21 protein-coding genes and 2 pseudogenes are annotated in these 21,918 nt (G+C 45.2%); 13 read left to right on the forward strand and 10 right to left on the reverse strand.

What is annotated here, in order from left to right; all coding sequences use genetic code 11:
• Together QUA25_RS17210 and QUA25_RS17215 are read right to left on the reverse strand one after the other, a co-directional pair.
• A partial coding sequence (locus QUA25_RS17210; RefSeq protein ID WP_333039852.1) for an nSTAND1 domain-containing NTPase occupies positions 1 to 3,026 on the reverse strand: 3,026 nt, incomplete at its 3' end.
• Positions 3,027 to 3,056: 30 nt separating this feature from the next.
• Positions 3,057 to 3,359, reverse strand: a pseudogene (locus QUA25_RS17215) (hypothetical protein); the annotation flags it as partial.
• A 469-nt stretch (positions 3,360 to 3,828) separates the two neighbouring features.
• On the opposite strand from QUA25_RS17215, the gene QUA25_RS17220 reads away from it, so the two are divergent.
• Together QUA25_RS17220 and QUA25_RS17225 are read left to right on the forward strand one after the other, a co-directional pair.
• Entirely contained in the window at positions 3,829 to 4,422 is a 594-nt protein-coding gene (locus QUA25_RS17220) for an L-threonylcarbamoyladenylate synthase (RefSeq protein ID WP_333039853.1), read from the forward strand.
• A 25-nt stretch (positions 4,423 to 4,447) separates the two neighbouring features.
• Positions 4,448 to 5,383, forward strand: coding sequence for a HAMP domain-containing sensor histidine kinase (locus QUA25_RS17225; protein WP_333039854.1), 936 nt, complete (start codon positions 4,448 to 4,450; stop codon positions 5,381 to 5,383).
• A 192-nt stretch (positions 5,384 to 5,575) separates the two neighbouring features.
• Here the strand turns inward: QUA25_RS17225 and QUA25_RS17230 are convergent, their stop codons facing one another.
• Both QUA25_RS17230 and hemB read right to left on the reverse strand, forming a co-directional pair.
• Positions 5,576 to 6,064 carry a GNAT family N-acetyltransferase gene (locus QUA25_RS17230; RefSeq protein WP_190656314.1) on the reverse strand — a complete coding sequence of 163 codons (489 nt, stop codon included), beginning with the start codon at positions 6,062 to 6,064 and terminating at the stop codon, positions 5,576 to 5,578.
• A 512-nt stretch (positions 6,065 to 6,576) separates the two neighbouring features.
• The gene (gene hemB, locus QUA25_RS17235) at positions 6,577 to 7,560 is read right to left on the reverse strand and encodes a porphobilinogen synthase (protein ID WP_333039856.1); all 984 of its coding nucleotides are present in this window, start codon (positions 7,558 to 7,560) and stop codon (positions 6,577 to 6,579) included.
• Positions 7,561 to 7,863: 303 nt separating this feature from the next.
• Between hemB and QUA25_RS17240 the strand changes: the two genes are divergently transcribed.
• Entirely contained in the window at positions 7,864 to 8,847 is a 984-nt protein-coding gene (locus QUA25_RS17240; RefSeq protein WP_333039857.1) for a DUF1517 domain-containing protein, read from the forward strand.
• A gap of 329 nt (positions 8,848 to 9,176) precedes the next feature.
• Complete coding sequence (locus tag QUA25_RS17245) at positions 9,177 to 9,731, forward strand: cyclic nucleotide-binding domain-containing protein (protein ID WP_333039858.1); 555 nt, start codon at positions 9,177 to 9,179, stop codon at positions 9,729 to 9,731.
• Positions 9,732 to 9,956: 225 nt separating this feature from the next.
• On the opposite strand, the gene QUA25_RS17250 is transcribed toward QUA25_RS17245, so the two are convergent.
• Complete coding sequence (locus QUA25_RS17250; protein ID WP_333039860.1) at positions 9,957 to 10,403, reverse strand: hypothetical protein; 447 nt, start codon at positions 10,401 to 10,403, stop codon at positions 9,957 to 9,959.
• 366 nt (positions 10,404 to 10,769) lie between these two features.
• A complete protein-coding gene (locus QUA25_RS17255) occupies positions 10,770 to 11,540 on the reverse strand; it encodes a hypothetical protein (protein ID WP_333039862.1) in 771 nt (256 codons plus the stop codon).
• Positions 11,541 to 12,493: 953 nt separating this feature from the next.
• On the opposite strand from QUA25_RS17255, the gene QUA25_RS17260 reads away from it, so the two are divergent.
• The 7 genes from QUA25_RS17260 to QUA25_RS17290 all read left to right on the forward strand — a co-directional run bounded on the left by QUA25_RS17260 (position 12,494) and on the right by QUA25_RS17290 (position 18,748).
• Complete coding sequence (locus QUA25_RS17260; RefSeq protein WP_333039864.1) at positions 12,494 to 13,192, forward strand: class I SAM-dependent methyltransferase; 699 nt, start codon at positions 12,494 to 12,496, stop codon at positions 13,190 to 13,192.
• A 223-nt stretch (positions 13,193 to 13,415) separates the two neighbouring features.
• Entirely contained in the window at positions 13,416 to 14,042 is a 627-nt protein-coding gene (locus tag QUA25_RS17265; RefSeq protein ID WP_333039865.1) for a 7-carboxy-7-deazaguanine synthase QueE, read from the forward strand.
• Positions 14,043 to 14,163: 121 nt separating this feature from the next.
• The gene (locus QUA25_RS17270) at positions 14,164 to 14,607 is read left to right on the forward strand and encodes a retroviral-like aspartic protease family protein (RefSeq protein ID WP_333039866.1); all 444 of its coding nucleotides are present in this window, start codon (positions 14,164 to 14,166) and stop codon (positions 14,605 to 14,607) included.
• A 73-nt stretch (positions 14,608 to 14,680) separates the two neighbouring features.
• Positions 14,681 to 17,641: an excinuclease ABC subunit UvrA gene (gene uvrA, locus QUA25_RS17275; RefSeq protein WP_333039869.1), complete on the forward strand. Its 2,961-nt coding sequence runs from the start codon at positions 14,681 to 14,683 to the stop codon at positions 17,639 to 17,641.
• 219 nt (positions 17,642 to 17,860) lie between these two features.
• The gene (locus QUA25_RS17280; protein ID WP_333039871.1) at positions 17,861 to 18,277 is read left to right on the forward strand and encodes a XisH family protein; all 417 of its coding nucleotides are present in this window, start codon (positions 17,861 to 17,863) and stop codon (positions 18,275 to 18,277) included.
• Positions 18,265 to 18,585 carry a XisI protein gene (locus QUA25_RS17285; RefSeq protein WP_333039874.1) on the forward strand — a complete coding sequence of 107 codons (321 nt, stop codon included), beginning with the start codon at positions 18,265 to 18,267 and terminating at the stop codon, positions 18,583 to 18,585. The genes QUA25_RS17280 and QUA25_RS17285 overlap by 13 nt, the downstream gene beginning before the upstream one ends.
• Positions 18,566 to 18,748 carry a hypothetical protein gene (locus QUA25_RS17290; protein WP_333039877.1) on the forward strand — a complete coding sequence of 61 codons (183 nt, stop codon included), beginning with the start codon at positions 18,566 to 18,568 and terminating at the stop codon, positions 18,746 to 18,748. The genes QUA25_RS17285 and QUA25_RS17290 overlap by 20 nt, the downstream gene beginning before the upstream one ends.
• A 43-nt stretch (positions 18,749 to 18,791) precedes the next feature.
• Here QUA25_RS17290 and QUA25_RS17295 read toward each other — a convergent pair whose 3' ends face one another.
• Entirely contained in the window at positions 18,792 to 19,286 is a 495-nt protein-coding gene (locus QUA25_RS17295) for a GAF domain-containing protein (protein ID WP_333039879.1), read from the reverse strand.
• Positions 19,287 to 19,673: 387 nt separating this feature from the next.
• Between QUA25_RS17295 and QUA25_RS17300 the strand changes: the two genes are divergently transcribed.
• Positions 19,674 to 20,561, forward strand: a complete 888-nt coding sequence (locus QUA25_RS17300) for an alpha/beta hydrolase (RefSeq protein WP_333039881.1) — start codon at positions 19,674 to 19,676, stop codon at positions 20,559 to 20,561.
• 4 nt (positions 20,562 to 20,565) lie between these two features.
• Here QUA25_RS17300 and QUA25_RS17305 read toward each other — a convergent pair.
• Positions 20,566 to 20,739 (reverse strand): annotated as a pseudogene (locus tag QUA25_RS17305) (IS1 family transposase); the annotation flags it as partial.
• Between the two features lie 104 nt (positions 20,740 to 20,843).
• Here QUA25_RS17305 and QUA25_RS17310 point away from each other — a divergent pair.
• On the forward strand, positions 20,844 to 21,005 hold the full coding sequence (locus QUA25_RS17310; protein WP_333039883.1) for a hypothetical protein: 162 nt from the start codon (positions 20,844 to 20,846) through the stop codon (positions 21,003 to 21,005).
• Positions 21,006 to 21,305: 300 nt separating this feature from the next.
• On the opposite strand, the gene QUA25_RS17315 is transcribed toward QUA25_RS17310, so the two are convergent.
• Together QUA25_RS17315 and QUA25_RS17320 are read right to left on the reverse strand one after the other, a co-directional pair.
• Positions 21,306 to 21,578, reverse strand: coding sequence for an ISAzo13-like element transposase-related protein (locus QUA25_RS17315; protein WP_333039897.1), 273 nt, complete (start codon positions 21,576 to 21,578; stop codon positions 21,306 to 21,308).
• A gap of 107 nt (positions 21,579 to 21,685) precedes the next feature.
• Positions 21,686 to 21,918: transposase (locus tag QUA25_RS17320; RefSeq protein WP_333039885.1), on the reverse strand; the 233-nt coding region annotated here is incomplete at its 5' end.

A 21,918-nucleotide genomic window follows, 5' to 3' on the forward strand; every position in this document is an offset into this window, starting at 1 on the left:
AGAGTGCGGATTTGCTTGCCAGTGGTGACATCCCAGAGTTTGATGGTCTTGTCCTCACTGGCAGAAGCCAAGGTTTTGCCATCGGGGCTGAAACTCACACTCCAAACCACATCGCTATGCCCCTGGAGAGTGCGGATTTGCTTGCCAGTGGTGACATCCCAGAGTTTGATGGTCTTGTCAATACTGGCAGAAGCCAAGGTTTTGCCATCGGGGCTGAAACTGACACTCCAAACCACATCGCTATGCCCCTGGAGAGTGCGGATTTCCTCGCCAGTGGTGACATCCCAGAGTTTGATGGTCTTGTCCTGACTGGCAGAAGCCAAGGTTTTACCATCGGGGCTGAAACTCACACTCCAAAGCCAACTGCTTTGCCCCTGGAGAGTGGGGATTTGCTTGCCAGTGGTGACATCCCAGAGTTTGATGGTCTTGTCATCACTGGCAGAAGCCAAGGTTTGACCATCGGGGCTAAAACTGACACTCCTAACCAAACTGCTATGCCCCTGGAGAGTGCGGATTTCCTCGCCAGTGGTGACCTCCCAGAGTTTGATGGTCTTGTCCTCACTGGCAGAAGCCAAGGTTTTGCCATCGGGGCTGAAACTCACACTCATAACCGAACTGCTTTGCCAAGTGCGGATTTCCTCGCCAATGGTGACATCCCAGAGTTTGATGGTGTTGTCCCCACTGGCAGAAGCCAAGGTTTTGCCATCGGGGCTGAAACTCACACTCCAAACCCGATAGCTATGCCCCTGGAGAGTGCGGATTTGCTTGCCAGTGGTGACATCCCAGAGTTTGATGGTCTTGTCCTCACTGGCAGAAGCCAAGGTTTTGCCATCGGGGCTGAAACTCACACTCCAAACCACATCGCTATGCCCCTGGAGAGTGCGGATTTGCTTGCCAGTGGTGACATCCCAAAGTTTGATGGTCTTGTCAATACTGCCAGAAGCCAAGGTTTTACCATCGGGGCTGAAACTCACACTCGTAACCCGATAGCTATGCCCCTGGAGAGTGCGGATTTGCTTGCCAGTGGTGACATCCCAGAGTTTGATAGTCTTGTCATCACTGGCAGAAGCCAAGGTTTTGCCATCGGGGCTGAAACTCACACTCCAAACCACATCGCTATGCCCCTGGAGAGTGCGGATTTGCTTGCCAGTGGTGACATCCCAGAGTTTGATGGTCTTGTCAATACTGGCAGAAGCCAAGGTTTTACCATCGGGGCTGAAACTCACACTCGTAACCCCATCGCTATGGGTTTCCAAGCGGTTACGTTCTCTTACCTCTGAAACTGCTTGTTGCAAAGCACCTACCAACTCTATTGAGGGTTTGGCTTTGAGAGGTTGGAGTAATACTCCTGCCCGTAAACTTTCCATCAGCGCATCCAACCCTTTTCCTTGGCTGAAAAATATCTTGGCAGAGCCAACGATGACATCGCTTTTCGTAATTTCGGCTTGTCGCCATTGCCAGCCGGCGAACCCTGCTAGACTTAAAGCACCGATTAAGCCACCACTTAACCCTAAAACGATCCGCTGTCTGAGGCGTTTCTCTTGTTGTTTTTCCCGTTCTCGAAGTATTACACTGTTCTGAATAAACTCTCGCTCTCCTGAACTCAGTTCATCTGAGCGCTTTTGCAACCAACTTTCCGCCACTACCAATGGCACGCCTCGTAACAACGCCCCCTCATCCTGTTGCGCCTCTTGCCATTGTTGCATAGCCGCCCGTAGCCGCTCTTGCCAAGAGCGAAAATCTCGGTCTGCTGACATCCATTGTCGCAGTGTACCCCAATTTTTAATCAGCGCTTCATGGACAACCTCGACTGTCTCAATACTTGCAGAATTCTGACTCGTTACCACTAACCGAGCATCAGCAAGTTGTTTGACTAATGACCAACTTTGCTCGCCCAATTCTGCTTTTAATGCCATTCGCCGCGTATCTTCTGCACCCTCACCCGGACGCACTAATTGCACAAAAATCCGTTGTACCTGTTTTTGCTCAGAGGGATTCAACAGTTGATATTGAGCATTAGCATAAGTCGTTAAAGCACCTTGCACCTCGCCAATTTCCTCATAAGCAGCATGAGTTAATTCTTTTCCTTTACGCCGCTTCCACAACTCGGTCAAAGCAAACTCTAATAATGGTAAATTTCCCGGTTCATTTTCGACACCATCAAGGATGCGTTTCACTAACCCGTCGGCAAATTTTACCCCTAATTTATCAGCAGGTTTTTCAATCACCTGTGAGAGCTCCTCACGATTCATTGCTCCTAATTTAATATCCGCATTTTGCAATAAATCCGCAAAAGGACGATAGGAAAGAGCATTTCCCAAAAAATCCGCCCGCATTGTTGCCACCAATACCGTACTAGATAACTGGGAATTAGTAGCAGGAAAACTAGCTAATAAAATATCGAGGAAACTGCGGCGAACTGTATCATCACTACAGAGAGTGTATAGCTCCTCAAATTGATCCGCAATTAATAAGACGCGATCATTAGGATGATTTTGTTGAATCTGGGCAAAAACATCAGCCAGAGGAAGTGTACCACCTCGAAAGTAGCCTGCTAACTTGCGAGCTTGGGCAATGCGATCTGTGGCATCAAGTTCTGGCGTATAAAGGGGAACCAGTGCTAAAGCTAAAGCATGAAAAGGGTCATTTCCCGGACGAAAATGAGTAAATTTCCAATGACCTTTTTGTTGTAGGTTGGGTACAAGTCCCGCCAATACTACAGAAGATTTCCCACTTCCAGATGCACCTAAAACGGGAATAAAGTTACGGTTTTGAGTTCCCTGAAAGAGTTCTGTTACAAAGACTTCACGACCAAAGAAAAACTCGGCATCATCGGGACCAAAGTGAAATAAGCCGCGATAGGGACAGGGGAGAATTTCATCTGTATCATCAGGAGAAACAGGTGTTACTTTGATGTCTTCTCGGTAGTAGTAATTGGTGATAGTAATAACTGCATCACCCGTTGCAGATGTAGCCGCATATTCTGAGTCTGTAACAATTTGCTGAATTTCTTGTTTTTCAGACATACCCAAATTCTGACTTATTCAAGTATAGTGTTAGTTATCTTTCGATGTACGCTGCTCAGTGATATTGCTGATACTTGCATTACCAGAACCAGAAGTTGCTCCATATTTAACATTGCTAATATTCGGGGTAATAACCTGTTGTCCACCTGGTTGTTCTTTAAGTTGCTTGAGAAAATCTTGAGCTAATTTAACAATCTCAGGGTCATCATTAACCTTCACATTTTCAACTTCTTCCTCTAGCATAGCTTTCCGACCTTCGGAGTCGGGCTTGTTCTGTAATTGCTCAACTGCATTGACTACATCACTTTCATCGCCAAATTTATTTTTTAAGGCTTTTTTTAGAGCTTAGTAACCATCTTTGATCGCATCTTTAGCGAGAGCGGTCACAAATGCTGTAGTAATTGGGTCCATATTTTTTCTCTCTCCGTTAATTTTATGATAGAGCTGATTTTTTCCCAAAGATAACTTTTTTATGCTTATTATATTAATCTACAGCTTCTCAGAAATGTTGAAAGTTGTCATAAAAATTTATATTTAAGGAGAGGGAGTTTTAAATGGGAATCTTTTAAATTCTTTATTGAAGCCATAAATTTATTAGTAATTTATCCGATGCCGTCTCTGTATCCTGTCTCAGACTCGAAGTTTATTAAAGTTGCCAAGCGTGCATTCAGCGGTGCAGAGCAATTGTCGGATTTCAAAAAATTGCTGCACAACAAGATTGGGAAAAGCGGCTATAATTATTTCAAGAAAATGCAGGCGCAATTCCTCAATCTAAAATCTAAAATCTAAAATCTAAAATCGAATGGCGCAAGTTTCGATCGACTCCTTGATTCAAGGGGCAATTTCTGGTAATTATATCGTCAGTTTTCCTACAGATACTGTACCCGCTTTGGCTGCGCGTCCCGATCGCTCGGAGTTGATTTTTGCAGCTAAACGTCGCAGTCAAGACAAACCGCTGATTTTGATGGCCGCATCAGCCCAGGCCTTGTGGCCCTACGTGCAGGGAAGTCCAGCAGAGTTAAAATTGTGGCAGCAAGTAGCCGAATCCTATTGGCCGGGGGCATTAACTTTGGTGCTGCCGGCTTCGCCAAAAGTCCCGGCGGCGATGAATCCCATCGACCCGAGTACAATCGGAATACGAGTGCCTAATCTTCCCCTTGCCCTAAAGATTCTAGAGCAGACAGGCCCTTTGGCTACCACCAGTGCCAATTTATCCGGTCAGCCGCCTCTGGAGTCAGTGGCAGAAATTGAGGCTCTGTTTCCGCAAGTCTTGACATTAGTTCCTTCTGAATTAGCAAAAGCGACAACAGCTTCGAGTTTGCCTTCGACTGTGGCTAAATGGACGGGCAGCGAGTGGGAAATATTGCGACAAGGCGCGATCGAGTTAGAATGCTAAAAGCTAAACTCCAAGGCAAAGCAATATGGCGCCGATCGGCTGGAGCAACTTTATATATTTAGGTATGGGACTGGGGCTGGGTTTGGGAAGCAGTTTGATTTGGCGCCTGCGGCAAAAAAGCTCGCAACAGCCCGAACCGGCGCCCAAAGTAGCCCCACCTCCTCAAGAAATTCACTTAGAGAAGTTTGATGCCCTTTCCGAGCAACTTAAGCAAACTCAATTGGCTTATCAGATGGCATCGGAGATGAGCCAATTTAAGGCGGGTTTTTTGGCTCGAACTTCTCACGAGTTGCGATCGCCCCTGAGCACTATGATTGGTACGCTGCAATTAATTCTCTCGGATTTGTGCGACGATCCTGCTGAGGAACGAGAGTTTGTCGAGCAAGCTCACGCCGCGGCACTCAAGCTGGTGAAATTAATAGATGAAATTATCTCTGTTGCTAAAACTGAACACGGCACTGAAAGCATGGATATTGAGCCGATTCAGTTAGCTAAGGTTCTTGACGAGGTTGATGATTTAACTTACTTGCAAGCTGCTAATCGCGGCATTCGTTTGGAGATATTGCCGCCAGATCCGGGGATTTATGTATTGGCAGATTTGCCGAGGTTTAGGCAGGTTTTAGTCAATTTGGTAGATACTGCTGTTGCTCAGATGGAGGAGGGGAGTATTTCGGTGTCTGCCCATGCTTCGCCGGAATCTGGATACGTTCACATTTGGGTGGACGATCAGCGTTCAGTCAGTGCTTGGAGTGAGTCTTGGGATTTGCTGAAGCACGATTTGGAGTGTGATGTTACTAAGAGCAGCGATAATTCTCAGGTGTCTTCTGGAATGAGGTTATTGATGAATCAGACTCTTTTAAGTTTGATGAGCGGAAAGTTGGAGGTTCTGGCTGTGCCTTCGGAGTCCGAAGAGTGCAATTTTAACCGGACTCAGTGTTCTATTCCTTTGGCAACTTTCTGATGAAGAAAGTTGGGCCACGCGCAATGTACGGGATGTAACGCAGGTGAGGAAGAGGGCAAGGGATTTAACTGATTTAACTGAGGGCGAGAAGATGGAAAAGGGAAGATGAAAGAAGGAAAGTATTTATAGGGAGTAAGGTGCGCCCTGACGCACCCTACATATTATAGATTTTGATGCCAATCTTGTGATTATTTAACAATTAGCAGTTAGCAATTCGCCGTTGCTAATTTCTAATTCGAGATTCTCTTCGAGAAGCTGATTTTCAAGTACCATTGTGGTGCTAGCATTTTGCTGAAAACCGATGCGCTCGTAAAAGCTTTGTTTGTAAGTTGTCATCAGGTAAACTCGCTCTACTCGGCACATCCGAGGGTGACTCAAGACGGTTTGCACTAATTTGCGCCCGAGTCCTGCACCTTGGTAATCCGGGTGAATGGCGACATCCCAGATGGTGGCTCGATAGATCCCATCTGAGGTGGCTCTGGCAAAGCCGATCGCCCGTGAGCCGTCCCAAACTGTAACAACTGGTTCGCTGTTGGCGATCGCAATTTCCCAATCTTCTATCTTGCGTTCCCTCGCCCAAAAGGCGGCGGCTTTAAATAGTTCTTGGATCTGTGCGATGTCGGCGCGATCGCGACCTATACAAAATTGAATGTGACTGGAATCCCTAGTCGTTGATGTCATGCTCAATCTGCCTTCAAGTTGTATCTAAACTGTGTTACTTTTACTGTCTTAGCCGGTATAGTTAATTTTGCTTGGGAACAATCAATGATTGAATTCCCGATTTACAAAACTATTTTTAGTTATACATATTTTCTAAATAATTTCGGTGATTATTAATACTTTTTGGGGTAAATTTTGTAAAAAAGTCTTTGAGTCAAAATTCCCAACTTATAACTCATACTATTTGAGATGTGAGATTTGAGATTTTAGATGGGGAATGACTGATTTGTTAGGGGGTTTGGAGTTTGCCTACAGAGAAACCTGGTTTTTTCTCACGTCTATTTCGTTACAGCCCACCGAAACTCTAAAAACCAGGTTTCGAGGCGTCGTTTATTGCTAAGCGTAAGCGATAGCTAGTGTGTTGCCTAATTGCTCAAAAATCATCTATCGAGAGAGGTATTGACTCCACGAAAATATCCGAAGATTGTGCTGTGGAGTCAATTCTTTAATCTCTAATTTCTAATCGAGTGAATCTAGTTTTGCAGCCAGCGGGCGGCGTCTTTGGCGTGATAAGTCAAAATCAAATCAGTACCAGCACGCTTGAATCCTGTCAAAGTTTCCATCACTACTCTTTCTTCATCTATCCAACCGTTGAGGGCGGCGGCTTTCACCATCGCATATTCCCCAGAAACGTTGTAAGCAGCAACTGGCAGGTTAGTTGCTTCCTTCACGCGCCAGATGATATCCATATAAGCTAAAGCGGGTTTAACCATGAGCATATCTGCGCCTTCGGCAATGTCGAGGGCAATTTCTTTGAGAGCTTCGCGACCGTTTCCTGGGTCCATTTGATAGGTGCGTCGATCGCCAAATTGCGGAGCAGAATCAGCCGCATCCCGGAACGGGCCATAATAAGCTGAGGCGTATTTTGCCGCGTAAGACATGATGGGAATATCTTCAAATCCAGCAGAGTCCAGTCCTTGGCGAATTGCTCCGACAAAACCGTCCATCATTCCCGAAGGCGCGATAATATCTGCACCAGCTTTAGCTTGAGCAATTGCGGTTTTCTTCAGCAATTCTAGTGTGGGATCGTTCAAGACGCGGCCGCTTAAATCTCCGACTTCCAAATAGCCGCAGTGACCGTGACTGGTATATTCGCACAGACAAGTATCGACGATGACGATTAAATCTGGTACGGCTTTTTTAACTGCTTCCGTCGCTTGTTGGACGATGCCGCAGTCGTGCCAAGCACCTGTCGCGTCTGTGTCTTTATCTGCGGGAATGCCGAATAAAATAATAGCGGGAATGCCGAGGTCGTAGACTTCTTTTGCTTCTTCTACTATTTTGTCTACCGATAGCTGGTAAACTCCCGGCATCGATGTGACTTCTTTAGCAAAAGCTTCCCCCGGTACGGCAAATAGGGGGTAAATTAAATCGCTCGTTGTCAAGATATTTTCCCGTACCATCCGGCGGAGTTGGGGATGGTTGCGGAGGCGGCGGGGGCGGTGAGTTGGAAACATAATGTTTTTTTTACGGTAGATAAAGCCCTGTTTGTGAGGACTCGCGGCGTTTCTTTAAAAGTCTAGAGCTTATTGTTGGCCGATCGCTCTGGACTTAAGTAAACTTCTGTAAAACCCGGGATGTCCATTGTTCGTAGTCAGGAATGCCAGTCATTTCTAGCCTTTCCCGTTCCCAGACTCAGCCCTAACGCTGCTTGTGGGCTCGGTTAGTACGGATATCTCGCTGGCTTCATACCTATAACCAGGCTGCCCAGAAGCGAGGATAGACTGTAAATTATAAATGTATCGAATAGTAACGGTCTTATGTACAAGCAACTAATTTCAAAGATCAAACCCCTTTTGAAACCACTATTCGCGATCGGTCTGGTACTGACGCTAGCCCTCGGTAACGCTGATGGAGCTCTGGCTGCCCGCAGCGGAGGACGCATCGGCGGCGGATCTTTTAGTGCTCCAGCGCGCAGTTACTCATCCCCGAGTCGCACTTACGCGCCGTCGGGAGGAGGCTACTACCCGGGCGGCGGCTTTGGCGGTGGCTTCGGTTTCCCGTTCTTGCTGCCGTTTTTTGGCTTTGGGGGCGGGTTTGGCGGCCTGTTCTCGATTTTGATTTTTATCTCGATTGCTAATTTCCTCGTCCAAAGCTTCCGCCGCGCCGGGGGTGGAACTGACGAACTCGGCAACAGCGCCCCTACTACCACTGTATCTGTCGCCCGCTTGCAAGTCGGTTTGCTAGCAGAGGCCCGCGGTTTGCAAGCCGAACTCGACTCTCTAGCGCTAAAAGCGGATACCGATACCGCAGCAGGTCGTGCTCAAGTGCTGCAAGAATCTACCCTGGCGCTGCTGCGGCATCCTGAATACTGGGCTTACGCGGGCGCTGAATCTGTGCAAACTCGCTTGGAAGCAGCCGAAGCTAAGTTTAATCAATTTTCTTTGGCAGAACGCAGCAAATTTACTGAAGAAACGCTCTCGAATTATAACAACCAGCTCCGACAAGCAGGGAGCAGCAAAATCCTGCCTGGTTTGCAGGAAAATGGTGCGCTGGTTGCTTCTGATTTGAATTCAGATCCCGGGGAATATATTGTGGTGACGGTGATTGTCGGTACTCAAGGTAAATTGCAATTGCCAGCCGTGAAAAATTCTGAAGATTTGCGCCAAGCTTTGCGCCAGATTGGGGGAGTATCGAGCGAGCAGTTGCTGGCAATTGAGGTGCTGTGGACTCCTCAAGCCAACGGGGACACTCTGACTGCTGACGATATGTTGGCGGGCTATCCTGATTTGCGATCGATTTAGTGAGCAAGACTGGGCGCGGAGCATTGTCTACCGCGCCCCATCCCGCAGCAAAGCTGGGCGGGTGAACCCAATTGCTTTTGAGACGCGAATTTTACACGAGTTTTTTGAGGTCGATCGAGTTAAAAAAGATTGTTTAACAAATGCTAGTATTGAGAGATTATATTTCAGCGTGATTCATCTGCTATGGGCAAAGCCTGCCCGATATGGGTTTTGCGAAGAAGTTAGACAGGATAAAAAAACTGTATTGAGCGAGGACTGCTTCGGAAGAAGTGGCGATCGCGCGCCATCTAAATTTTATATAAAGAAGAAGCGATCGAGAGCTAAAACTTATGGCCGACAGCAGCAGAAAAAAAGCACTTTTTATTTTGAGCCAGTTAAATAATGACGATATCAACTGGATCGTCCAAAAAGGCAAAAAGGAAGTTCTTGATCCCGGCGGGATTTTGATCCATGAAGGGAGGCAGATAGATGCGCTCTACATTGTTTTGAAGGGGAGTTTGAGCGTTTTGATCGAGGCTGAGCGGACTAGAGAAATCGCTAAAATAGCCAGCGGAGAACTGGTGGGAGAAGTCTCTTTCATTGACGCTCGCCCTCCTTTAGCAACGGTGAAGGCGATCGAAGAAACTCACTTGCTGGCAATTCCTAGGCGGCAGTTAGTAATCAAACTTCAAAACGATATGGGCTTTGCTTCCCGCTTTTATTATGGAATTTCACTGTGTCTGGCAGACAGGATGCGCGGTACGATCAGACATATAGAATACGGTCGCAATATTGAATTAGATCAACCAGAATTTGAACGAGAGGATATCAATCCTAACGTTCTGGAAAATTTGGCGCTGGCTGAGGCTAAGTTTAATTGGCTGAGGGAAAATGTTAAAGCTTGAGGAATTTTAAGGCGTTTTTGAGCTGGGTCTGAAAACGTGGCAATTGATACGGTAATTGAGAGATGTACGATCTAACCTCTCAACTCAAAAAACAGATGTGGAAAAGAAAATAGGGGCGGGTTGTACCGGAAATATCGATCGATAAATGCCGGAACTATAAAAACCCGCCCCTGTTTTCGGCCGTTGCAACCTCGCGCGCTGAAACGCAACTACCAACCACACAATCTAGATAATACCCGGCCCTTTGCCGCGGGTGTCTGCATCCATTGTCAATTTTCCTTCCTCGCCTTTTTTATCTTTCACTTCTGCGAGAATTCGAGCGCGTTCTGCGGCTTCAGCTTCCTCTTTTTCTCTCAAATCGCCCGGTTCGTTGATGTACATTTCCGGTTCGATCGCGTAATTGTTAACCAGGCCTTCTTTGTCTACCGTATAACCATCGGTGGTGTGAATGCTTTCGTCATCGGTTTGGTCATCAGTTTTTGCACTTTTCTGCTTCCCTTCGTTGGTGGTGTGCATGAAATTAGCGCCTTCCCGTTCTTGCCGTGCTGCTGTCTCAGCAGGAGTAATGCCCCTGTCGTAGTGGGGCGCTTCCATATTGGCTTCGATTTGTTCGTCGGCCGGTGTTGATTTGCTAACTTCTTCTTTGGGGGGTATTGGTTGACGATTAGTCATGATTTATTCCTGAGTTATATTTTCAAAAAGGTCTTTGCGCTATGTTTAAATATTAGGCGAAAGCTAGCTCATTCACAAACTATCTTTGGTTATAGTTTGCGAAAAATTGCTGTGAGGGAAAATACCTTGATGGACTCTTCCTGAAGACTGATAAAATTCTGTTTTTATTTAAATTTTTACTATCTGCGACTATTTGGCATCTATCTAAAGATAGGGAAGTGGCAATTGCAGGTTGAGGATTGGGAATTGTACTAATGACTCATGATAGCAGTTTAGAACCAGAATTTTACGGTAGGCCAGATCTCAAGCTCGATAGTCATCAGTCATTCCCAATTATTCAATCGTTTAATCTAAAATCGTCGGACTTTACGATTCTTTAAAGAAGCGGATGATTTCGCGGACGTGGTTGAGAAATTGTCCGTCATCGGTGAGTTGGGCGATCGCACTTTCTGCATCTCTGGCGAGTTTAGTGTGTTCTGCCTGATTTGTTGCTTGCAAAGATTGTAGAGAGGCGGATACAGTAGTTAATTCTCTTCTGATAGCTTCCCGTTCCCGATTTTGCACAGCTACCCACGAATTCGGATTGTCTGGACTTAATTGATTGGTCAAATCCCTAACTGTAGATTCTAACATTGCAAAGCGGCTGCGGAGTTCGACAATATCTTCGCGGGGGTACAAAAATTGGCTGCGGATAGTTGTCAGCCGCTGGGCTAAATACTGATAACCTCGGATAGCTGGACGCAGTACAGTTAAAAGCAGTGCAGCACCCGAACTGAGATAGCCAATAGCACTAATTCCGGCGGCCGCTAGGGCGTAAAGTGCGATCGCGCTAAACAGGTGAAGTGCGATCGCCACAAAGAGCGATCGGCTAACTAATACAGTAACGTATTTGACTTGTTCCCGATCGACAGCAATGTTTTTTTTAGTCGATTCTGCAGCTTGCGCTAAAACTTCTTTTGCTTCAAAATGAATATTCCAGGGAACTGTAACTATCAGCAACAGCCATTCAAAGATAGCAATGGCAATTACCCAATCAATAAAACTGCCGGCAGGGACGTGCAGCCATTGGAGAATGGCAAAAACTAGCAGCAAAAATATGCCTGTGACGGCACCAAAACCTGCGAAAGTGTAATACATAGCGATGCCTTGGTGGAATGTTGTTTTGATTTTGGGTAGCTTGTTTCGGTATGGAGGAATAAGCTGTGACAGTTAAGTAATCGTCCTATTAATCCGGGTTCCTTAGTTATGAGTAATAGTGCGGCTCAAAGGTTGCTACAAGCCGGGCTTTGGCCCACAAATACTTGCTCTACCTGAATCGTGGAATGTTATTTTGATTGTGGGTAGCTTATTTAGGTGTGGAGGAATAAGCTGTGACAGTTAAGTAATCGTCCTATTAAACTCAGTTTGTTAGTGAATAGTAATACTCTGAGGCATCAGGATTTCCCGACTCCTGGTTTGTTTCAGGAAAATAAATCGGCTTTAACCCATAAATAAGGCTTAAAGGAAACGGTTTCTTTTTTGGGAGTGCGTAAGTCCTCAATAATTAGTCATTCGGGATTAAGTAGAGCGACACGAAAAAACTTGAAAATGTAACAAAATGTAAACGACTCACAACCTCTGGGATTGCTTCATTCCACTGGCAATGACATACTTATGTTTTTCGCAGTTTGTCTAGTTCGCGATCGGGATGAAGTCACTTTCTCGCCAACTCATACCATTTGAGATTTATTTGAGATGTGGAATGGGCAATAGCTCATTATGTATGGGTTTGCAGCTTGTGTACCGTTCCATTAATCTTTTGAAATCGTATCACTAACGGCGTTACACGGTGCTAGAAAAGCAGGAATCTCAAAACGCTCCCCTCTTCCATTTTTCTTTTCCAGAGCTGCTAAATCACCTGTAGCTGAGATAAACTGATTTGGAAGTAGATCGCGCGTTTTGCAAGTTGCCTCTGTGTAACCGAGACACTGCTACTGCAACCTGTCATCAGCCACAGTAAAATAGGTGCCAAAATTAACTCTACAGTCTCCGATTTCCATTAACAGCGCATCTATAATCTAAAATCAAAAGTCAGCAGCAAGGATAAACCGATGGCGAACTCAACTCTTGGCTTAGAAAATCAACTTTACGATTATCTGTTATCTATTTCTCTGCGAGAACCCGATATTCTCGCTTCACTACGGGAAGAAACTGCTAAACATCCTATGGCCCAGATGCAGATTGCTCCCGAACAAGGTCAGTTTATGGAGCTCGTGGTGCAGCTTATGGGAGCGACAAAAACCTTAGAAATTGGCGTTTTTACTGGTTATAGCTCGCTGTGCGTAGCTTTGGCGCTGCCTTCAAACGGTCAAATTATTGCCTGCGATGTCAGCGAGGAATATACTGCGATCGCACGACGCTATTGGGAAGCTGCGGGCGTTGCTAATAAGATTTCTTTGCAGTTGGGCCCCGCAATAAATACTCTGGACAAACTAATAGCCGAGGGACAAGCTGGAACCTTTGATTTTGCCTTCATCGACGCCGATAAAGAAAATTATGAGGCTTATTTTGAGCGATCGCTCCAACTTGTACGCAATGGGGGTTTAATTGTAATTGACAATGTTCTGTGGTCAGGACGAGTTGCTGACCCTCAAGTACAAGACGAAAGTACCACCGCCATTCGTACTTTTAACGAGAAATTGCGTAACGATCCCAGAGTTACTCTCAGTGTTGTCCCCATTGCTGATGGGCTGACTTTGGCATTGAAACGCCGCTGGGCTACTATGATGGAACCTGAACAGGATAATTAAAGAGTTATTTGCGGTTTGTGGTGGATTTCTCAGGACTCATACAAAAGCTATGAAGAAACCCGATTTCTGAGTCAAGCTTCTGGGATAAAACAGATAATTTTTTTTCATAAACCCCGTTTATAGGTTCAGGACTGTTTTTATTTGCTGCAAACCGCGAAGAAACAACAATTTAAGAATATTATATCTAAACAACGTAATTAATTGATTTGAGGCGTAACTTCGGGTGTCTAATTTACAACTAAAATTACCAATTCACGAAACTTTTCAGTGTACTGTTCAAGGCGAAGGTTACTGGACGGGGACTTTAGTTGATTTTATCAGATTGGCCGGTTGCCCTGTGCGGTGTCCTTGGTGTGACACAGGCTACGAAAATGGGGGCCAAGGTTTGCCGTCTGTACCGCAGTCGATCGCACAATTGCTAGCTCAATTGCAGTCTCCGAGGGTTGTTATTACTGGCGGCGAACCTTTCATTCACCGCGATTTGCCTGAGTTAGTTGAAGCTTTGTTAGAAGCTGACAAGCAGGTGAGTATTGAAACTTCGGGTGCTTGCTGGCAGGATGTTTCCCCACAAGCTTGGATTACTCTTTCTCCGAAGGAACACGTCAATCCTAAATATCCGGTGCAAGAGCTTTTTTGGACTAGAGCAAATGAAATTAAGTTAGTGATTAGCACTGGCGAAGAAGTGGAATTTTATCACAAGCATTTGGAAAATAATATAAATATTCCGGTTTTTTTGCAACCAGAATGGAACTCCCAAAAATCAGCAATTCCCATTATTTTGGAATTGCTGAAACACAATCATAGTTACAGGCTATCTTTGCAAACTCACAAGTTTATTGGCGTGCAATAAATTGATGATTTAGCCAGAGATATTCGTCAGGGCGGTGCAGGATGGGTAGTGCATCGCCGCCTTACAATCTTTGCAAATAGGTGCTATAATTAAAGCAGCAATTTATGATAACTGGAACGTAATGGAAACAACTACGGAAACTCCAATGGGAAAAGTTATCACAACCTTAGTAATTACGAATCGGATCGATGAAGCTAAAGCAGAAGATGGTCTGATCCCAATCGAGCAAGTGAGGTCTGTTACTCTAGAAAATGTTTTGGTGGATACGGGCGCGACTACTTTGTGTTTGCCTAAAGATGTCATCGCCAGACTGGGTTTAAAAATCCTCAAACAGGTGGTTGTGGAAACAGCCACGGGCATTAGTGAGGCGAGGATTTTTCGGGATGCTTCGATTTCTGTGTGCGGGCGCGAAGGGACTTTTGAGTGTTTGGAATTGCCAGAGGGGAAAACGCCACTTTTAGGCGTGATTCCGATGGAAGCGCTGGGAATTGAAGTGGATTTGAAGCATCAAAGTTTGAAGGTTTTGCCCGACGGGCCGACGGAAACTTATTTGACAATTCTTTGATATTCTTGAGTTTGGATGCCAGCTATTCGATCGGCAGCGCTAAGATGGTTAAGCACTGTTTTGCACTACTCTCATGTCCCAACGCGCCGAAACCTCAAACAGCCAGCCAAGTGCATCCCGCAACGGGCATAATGTGACGAATTCTCACTCCAACAACCAAAATACGATTCGGGTTCGCGGTGCGAGACAGCACAACCTGAAAAATATCGATCTGGAACTGCCGCGCGATCGCCTGATCGTTTTTACTGGTGTCTCCGGTTCTGGCAAGTCTTCCCTCGCTTTCGATACAATTTTTGCCGAGGGACAGCGCCGCTACGTGGAGTCTCTCAGCGCCTACGCGCGCCAGTTTTTGGGACAGTTGGACAAACCGGATGTGGACGCGATTGAAGGCTTGAGTCCGGCTATTTCGATCGACCAAAAGTCAACTTCTCACAACCCGCGATCGACTGTGGGCACTGTTACAGAAATTTACGATTATCTCCGATTGCTCTACGGCAGAGCTGGCGAACCGCACTGTCCGATTTGCGATCGCTGCATTGCGCCGCAGACAATTGATGAAATGTGCGATCGAGTCATGGCACTTCCCGACGGCACTCGCTTTCACATTCTGGCACCAGTTGTGCGCGGAAAAAAAGGCACTCACCGCAAATTATTGTCGAGTTTAGCTGCGGAAGGATTTATTCGCGTCAAAGTTAACGGAGAAATTTTAGAACTTTCGGAAAATATCGAATTAGATAAAAATCATACGCACAATATCGAGATAGTTGTCGATCGGTTAATTAAAAAACCCGGTTTAGAAGAACGTTTAGTTGATTCTCTGGCAACTTGTTTGCGCCATTCAGAGGGAATTGCGATAATTGAAGAGTTACCGACTGAAGAAAATTCCCAACCACAGGGGCCGATCGTATTTTCGGAAAACTTTGCTTGTCCCGAACACGGCGCGGTAATGGAGGAACTTTCCCCCCGGTTGTTTTCGTTTAATTCGCCTTACGGCGCGTGCCAAAACTGTCACGGTTTGGGGAGTTTGCGGACTTTTGCGCCGGAGTTGGTAGTTCCCGACGAGAAAGCGCCTCTTTATTGTGCGATCGCGCCTTGGTCAGACAAAGATAATTCCTATTATCTTTCTTTGCTTTGCAGTATTGCTGATAGTTGTGGGTTTGATATCGACACTCCTTGGTATCGATTAAAGCCCGAACACCAGCGGGTGATTTTGTACGGCAATGAGCAAAAGCGCACCGCAGAAAGTAAAAAGCGCGACGGCAGCACTGATTTTAGGAGAGATTTTAATGGCGTGATTTCCATGTTGCAGCGCCAGTACGACGATACTGGTTCCGATCTGATTAAGCAGAAATTGGAACAGTATCGGGTCGATCGCTCTTGCGAGGTTTGTCAGGGCAAACGCTTGAAACCCGAAGCGCTTTCGGTGCGGTTGGGACAGTACGGAATTGTGGATTTAACCAGTATTTCGATTCGCGAATGCCGCGAAAGAGTCAATAATTTGGGATTGAGCGATCGGCAATTCCAAATATCTGATTTAGCCCTGAGAGAAATCAAAGCAAGACTGCAATTTTTGCTCGATGTCGGGTTAGATTACCTGACTTTAGACCGCGCAGCAATGACGCTTTCTGGCGGAGAAGCCCAGCGAATTCGGCTGGCGACTCAAATCGGTTCGGGTTTGACGGGCGTGCTCTACGTTTTGGACGAACCCAGCATCGGACTGCACCAAAGAGACAACTTTCGCCTGCTGCAAACCTTAACAAAATTGCGCGATTTAGGCAATACTTTGATTGTCGTAGAACACGATGAAGAAACCATGCGAGCGGCCGACCACATTGTCGATATCGGGCCCGGCGCTGGCGTTCACGGTGGCAAAATTATATCCCAAGGAAGTTTAGAAAATTTGCTAACGGCAGAGGAATCTTTGACGGGTGCTTATTTGTCGGGAAAGCGAGTAATTGAAACCCCTAATGAAAGGAGAAAAGGCAACGGCAAAGCTCTTTCAATCACAAATGCGAGGCGCAACAATTTAAAAAATATTGATGTGGAAATTCCGCTGGGAAAACTCGTCTGCGTGACGGGGGTTTCTGGTTCGGGAAAATCAACTTTAATCAATGAATTGCTGTACCCGTCGCTGCAACACTATATCACCAAAAAAGTGCCTTTACCACCCGATATGGACGCCCTCAAAACTAAAGGCGAACGCTCTCTAGAGGATGTGGTTGATAAGGTAATTGTAATTGACCAATCTCCCATCGGTCGTACTCCGCGCTCTAATCCCGCTACTTACACGGGAGTCTTTGATGTGATTCGGGATTTGTTTGCCGAAAGCATTGAAGCGAAGGCAAGAGGTTACAAAGCGGGGCAGTTTTCTTTTAACGTCAAAGGGGGAAGGTGCGAAGCTTGCGGCGGCCAAGGCGTGAACGTGATTTCGATGAATTTTTTGCCCGATGTTTACGTGCAGTGTGAGGTTTGCAAAGGTGCGCGCTACAACCGGGAAACGCTGCAAGTTAAGTACAAAGGCAAGTCGATTTCTGATGTTTTGAACATGACTGTGGAGGAATCCTTGGAAATGTTTAAAAATATTCCCCGGGCGGGCGCCAGACTGCAAACTTTGGTTGATGTCGGTTTGGGTTACATTCAGTTGGGACAGCCGGCGCCGACGCTTTCTGGGGGTGAAGCGCAGCGGGTAAAATTGGCAACGGAACTGTCGCGCCGCGCTACTGGGAAGACGCTTTATTTGATCGATGAACCGACGACTGGTTTGTCGTTTTATGATGTTCACCATTTGTTAAATGTGCTGCAAAGATTGGTGGATAAGGGGAATTCAATTCTGGTAATCGAACACAATTTAGATGTGATTCGGTGCTGCGATTGGGCGATCGATTTAGGCCCTGAAGGGGGAGATAAGGGCGGCGAAATTATTGTGGCGGGAACGCCGGAGGATGTGGCGGCAAATCAGAGGTCTTATACTGGGAAGTATTTGCAAGCTGTTTTGCAGCAGCATCCTTTGGGGGAGGCTGTAGCTGTTAGTTAATACTAACAGGAATTATGCAATTGGCATACTAAAATCAAATTGTATGGTGCGTCATGTGAGCTTTTATAACGATTATTGAGAGTTACAATATCTGACGCACCTTACAACTGAAATTCGTACTACTCCAATGGGGCGATCGGTTACAGTTATTGGTGCGTAACATTCGGGTATAATATGTACTAATAGTGTCCGATGTAAATGCTTAGGTAAAATCTAAAAATGGCAAAGGATATCTTCCACAACACGGTCAAAATCGCCCTACAAAAAGATGGCTGGAAGATTACCCACGAGCCCTACCAGTTACGTTATGGTGTGGCTGATGTCTACATCGATCTTGCAGCCGAAGAAGCGATCGCCGCTGAAAAAGAAGGACGTAAAATAGCTGTTGAAGTCAAAAGTTTCGCAGGTGGCTCGACCATTTCTGAATTCCACACTGCCCTCGGTCAATTCCTCAACTATCGCATTGCCATCGAAGTCTCTAGCGAACCAGAACGTATGCTGTATCTGGCAGTGCCCACCGATACCTACCAAATGTTTCTCAGATTTGAACCCGCAAAAACTGTCATCGAACGTTATGAAATTCGACTAATTATTTACAATCCAACTCGTGAGGCGATCGACCAATGGATAGACTAAACGAATACCGCAAAATTGTTTGTGACTTTCTCGAAGACTTTTCTACAAATGACGCAAATGCTCAGTTAATCTTCGATATCGCCCGCGATAGATATCTCGTGATGCACAACGAATGGCGCGACGAGTATCGCATCTATGGGTGTGCCATGCAGCTCGATATCATCGAAAATCAAATCTGGATTCAACACAACAGTACCGAAATCTACATTGATCGAGAACTGATTCAACGTGGCGTCTCTCCTCAAGATATCATTCTTGGATTTCGCTCCCCCAGCATCCGAAAACTCCTTGCCGCCAACTCTTGCTAGAGACAAAAGTGTGGAACAGTTAGATGGATATCTCGCTAGATTGGGACAAGATCCCGGTTGGTTGGTCATTTTCGATCGCCGAGAGAATGCACCCAAACTCGAAGAACGGTTGAACACTGAGATTCATACTACTCCAAGGGGGCGATCGATTACAGTTATTTGAGGGTGAAATCCTGGTATATTATGTACTAATAGTAGATGCGATATTAACTATCTTGAATAGTGGGAGACATTGCCATATTTTGCGCGTGTTTCTGCATGAATTCAATGTCCGATCGCGACCAAGTGCGGGGCCCGCTGCACTGATGAGCAATTAACAGCCCCCACAGTCCTTTGTTCGTTAAAATTGGCACAACTAAATTGGCACGAACTTTCAGGCTACGCAGAAAATCTCGGTGGCATTGGTGAATTGGTTCTACTTCAATATCTGTAATTGCTCTAACTCTGCCGGTTTCGTACAAAGCAGCGTAGTGGCCGTTAAAACATTCGTCTGGCCCCGTTGAACCCAAGATTGAGAGTTCGATCGCACTCAACATCTCGTAAGTCACTCTGCCTTGCCATTGCGTGTAAAAATGATAAAGCACCGCGCGATCGCTCTGCAAAACTTCTCGAATGTCGTAGAGGGATTTTTCAACTAATACATCGCGTTTTAGACGATCTGTCAAGCGGTTAACAATGTTTTGCAGGCGATCGCCCGACATAGTATTAACTCCTTTAATTCCTAGTACACTCGCCAGATATTAATTATTGAACTGGCACCTACACAAGACCTCAAAATGTTGCGCTTCGAGATTTTTGCGCGTTCAAAAATGAGTAATTTTTGGCTTAACAGTTGTCTGGATGCCAGCAACATTATACTATTATTTGGACAGAGATAGCAATCTTTTTGGGCAACGGGCGATCGCGTCGGACCCCGCAAGCTACGGCTTTTTTGGCGCGAAAAACCACCAAGGGGACGCCTGTTCCACAAATGAAGAGAAAAGGAAGAGTTTACAAGTGCTTGGATAATTGCTAGATATGCCTAAAGTTGGTTCCTCTTAAACAGAGGAACTGCTAGGCTATCTCGATAGCTAGAGGAAGCATCAAATATGTCTGTGCTAAAAGCTGCTTGGAAACACGAATTTATCCCTACGAACGGCATCAAACTGCACTATGTCACTCAAGGTTCTGGGCCGCTGATGCTGATGCTGCACGGATTTCCTGAATTTTGGTATTCTTGGCGGCATCAAATCCCAGAATTTGCATCAGATTATAAAGTCGTCGCTGTAGATCTCAGAGGTTACAACGACAGCGACAAACCTCACGATCAATCTGCTTACGTGATGGCAGAGTTTGTGCAAGATGTCAAGGGAATTATTCAGGGTTTGGGATACGAAAGTTGCGTCTTAGTTGGTCACGACTGGGGAGGTGCGATCGCCTGGAGTTTTGCTTATGCTTATCCCCAAATGGTGGATAAATTAATTGTGATGAATCTACCGCATCCGGCAAAGTTTGCTGAAGGGTTACGCACTCCTCAACAATTGCTTAGAAGTTGGTACATCTTTTTATTTCAGTTGCCAGTTTTGCCGGAGTTGTTAATTCAGTTGGGCGACTATCAGGCAATTTCTGCTGCTTTGGAAGGTATGGCAGTGGACAAAAGCACCTTTAGCCCCTCAGATATCGAAGCTTACAAAGATGCGGCTGCCAAACGGGGCGCTCTGACTGCTACTATCAATTATTACCGCAATATTGCGGGCGGATTTCTCGATCGCCAGAATTGGAGGGTTCTGGAAGTTCCGACGCTGATGATTTGGGGAGAAAATGATGCCGCCCTCGGCAAAGAGTTAACCTATGGAACCGCAGATTACGTCCGGGATTTTCAGATTCATTACATTCCTAATTGCAGCCACTGGGTGCAGCAGGAACAGTCGCAGTTAGTGAATCGGTACATGAGAGATTTTTTGGCAAGTAACTTCCTTGGTGTTGCACAAAGGTGAATGATTAAGAGAACAGAGGAATCCGCCCGTGTTTAAGATAGTATATCAGCAAGCGTACTGACTTGTACAACATGTCAACGGACTTGGAATAACACAAAGTCTTGCGGTGAAGTCGAGCCAGATAGTGCCGTAGACGACAATTTTCTCCTTCAACTCTAGTCATCCCTGTTTTGGTCACACTCATCGCTTAAACAAGCGATACACACAATAGCCGTCAGAGATAAGCTGTTGTGCCTTTAAATAGGGTATAACTAAAATTTAGTTTAGTCAATAACTACAAAAATGCCAGCCAAAAACCATCTCAATCCCAAACAAATAGAGAAACTACAAAAAGCCTTAATAGAAGAAGAAAATGCAAATATCAGAGAAATAATTATGATTTTATTATTGCTCAAGGACGGCAAAACGAATCTAAAATCGCTGAGTTTTTGGGTTGTTCAGTAAACAAGGTATCTTACTGGTGTCTCAAGGGAGACCCAGACAATCTAGAAAATCTAATAGATGAAAGGATGAAGGGAAATCACAAAAAAGCCACAGATAAATATATAGAAATATTATTAAAAACCCTAGAGAAATACCCTGAATAATTAGGATATAATTTGGGACGATGGACAGCGCAGAGATTAGCAACATACTTAGAGGAATCCACAGGAATAAAATAAATTGGAGGACAAGTTCGGAGGATATTAAAGCAAAAAAAGTATGTTTACATCTGGGCTAAGGAATGAAAAATTAATAACTTGATTAATTCGTGAGTTGAGGTACCGCTCGATAATTCCATTTGGGTAAATATTCATCAAAAACAATTTTTAGATTTTTTTTAAAATCATCAGTCACATTTCGACCAATTTCATAGATTTTATCTACCACATTTACAAATACAGATAGACCCTTGTTAGTGTGAGTTTTTTCCATGAGACTTTTGACTAAATTTAGACTTGTAAAAATAACTCCTTGACAGGCTCTGGTTATATGAGGGAAGAGTCGATGTTCAATGGGATTGTATTTATACCAAATCCGGGTTACTTACCCCCTTTATGATGGCGAAAAAAAACTTCATTCGCTTGTGTTATTTTTAAAAATCAAACTTTGGGTAAACTTTGAAGGAATAAGCTGTTGCACATTTAAACTGTGATACAAGCATTGCCCTTATTTTTGATTTTACGACCCCATTTAATTATTAATTGCCCTTCATTTAAGAGGCGGTGCAATAAATACTCTAGCTCTTCAATAGATGTAAAAAGTCGATTGGCTATATATTCTTTTGCCGAATGCCATACTAATTCAATTAAGTTATAGTCGGGGCTGTATTCGGGGAGAAATTCTAAATGAAGGTTAGGCATTTCTGTTTCAATTA

It is taken from the genome of Microcoleus sp. Pol17C6, assembly GCF_036701145.1.
Taxonomy (GTDB): Bacteria; Cyanobacteriota; Cyanobacteriia; order Cyanobacteriales; family Microcoleaceae; genus Microcoleus.

Excerpts from the sequence above, each read along its gene's own strand:
- QUA25_RS17220 (WP_333039853.1), top strand. The coding sequence starts at position 3,829 with ATGGCGCAAGTTTCGATCGACTCCTTGATTCAAGGGGCAATTTCTGGT.
- QUA25_RS17225 (WP_333039854.1), top strand. The coding sequence starts at position 4,448 with ATGGCGCCGATCGGCTGGAGCAACTTTATATATTTAGGTATGGGACTG.
- QUA25_RS17230 (WP_190656314.1), bottom strand. The coding sequence starts at position 6,064 with ATGACATCAACGACTAGGGATTCCAGTCACATTCAATTTTGTATAGGT.
- hemB (WP_333039856.1), bottom strand. The coding sequence starts at position 7,560 with ATGTTTCCAACTCACCGCCCCCGCCGCCTCCGCAACCATCCCCAACTC.
- QUA25_RS17240 (WP_333039857.1), top strand. The coding sequence starts at position 7,864 with ATGTACAAGCAACTAATTTCAAAGATCAAACCCCTTTTGAAACCACTA.
- QUA25_RS17245 (WP_333039858.1), top strand. The coding sequence starts at position 9,177 with ATGGCCGACAGCAGCAGAAAAAAAGCACTTTTTATTTTGAGCCAGTTA.
- QUA25_RS17250 (WP_333039860.1), bottom strand. The coding sequence starts at position 10,403 with ATGACTAATCGTCAACCAATACCCCCCAAAGAAGAAGTTAGCAAATCA.
- QUA25_RS17255 (WP_333039862.1), bottom strand. The coding sequence starts at position 11,540 with ATGTATTACACTTTCGCAGGTTTTGGTGCCGTCACAGGCATATTTTTG.
- QUA25_RS17260 (WP_333039864.1), top strand. The coding sequence starts at position 12,494 with ATGGCGAACTCAACTCTTGGCTTAGAAAATCAACTTTACGATTATCTG.
- QUA25_RS17270 (WP_333039866.1), top strand. The coding sequence starts at position 14,164 with ATGGAAACAACTACGGAAACTCCAATGGGAAAAGTTATCACAACCTTA.
- uvrA (WP_333039869.1), top strand. The coding sequence starts at position 14,681 with ATGTCCCAACGCGCCGAAACCTCAAACAGCCAGCCAAGTGCATCCCGC.
- QUA25_RS17280 (WP_333039871.1), top strand. The coding sequence starts at position 17,861 with ATGGCAAAGGATATCTTCCACAACACGGTCAAAATCGCCCTACAAAAA.
- QUA25_RS17285 (WP_333039874.1), top strand. The coding sequence starts at position 18,265 with ATGGATAGACTAAACGAATACCGCAAAATTGTTTGTGACTTTCTCGAA.
- QUA25_RS17295 (WP_333039879.1), bottom strand. The coding sequence starts at position 19,286 with ATGTCGGGCGATCGCCTGCAAAACATTGTTAACCGCTTGACAGATCGT.
- QUA25_RS17300 (WP_333039881.1), top strand. The coding sequence starts at position 19,674 with ATGTCTGTGCTAAAAGCTGCTTGGAAACACGAATTTATCCCTACGAAC.
- QUA25_RS17310 (WP_333039883.1), top strand. The coding sequence starts at position 20,844 with ATGCCAGCCAAAAACCATCTCAATCCCAAACAAATAGAGAAACTACAA.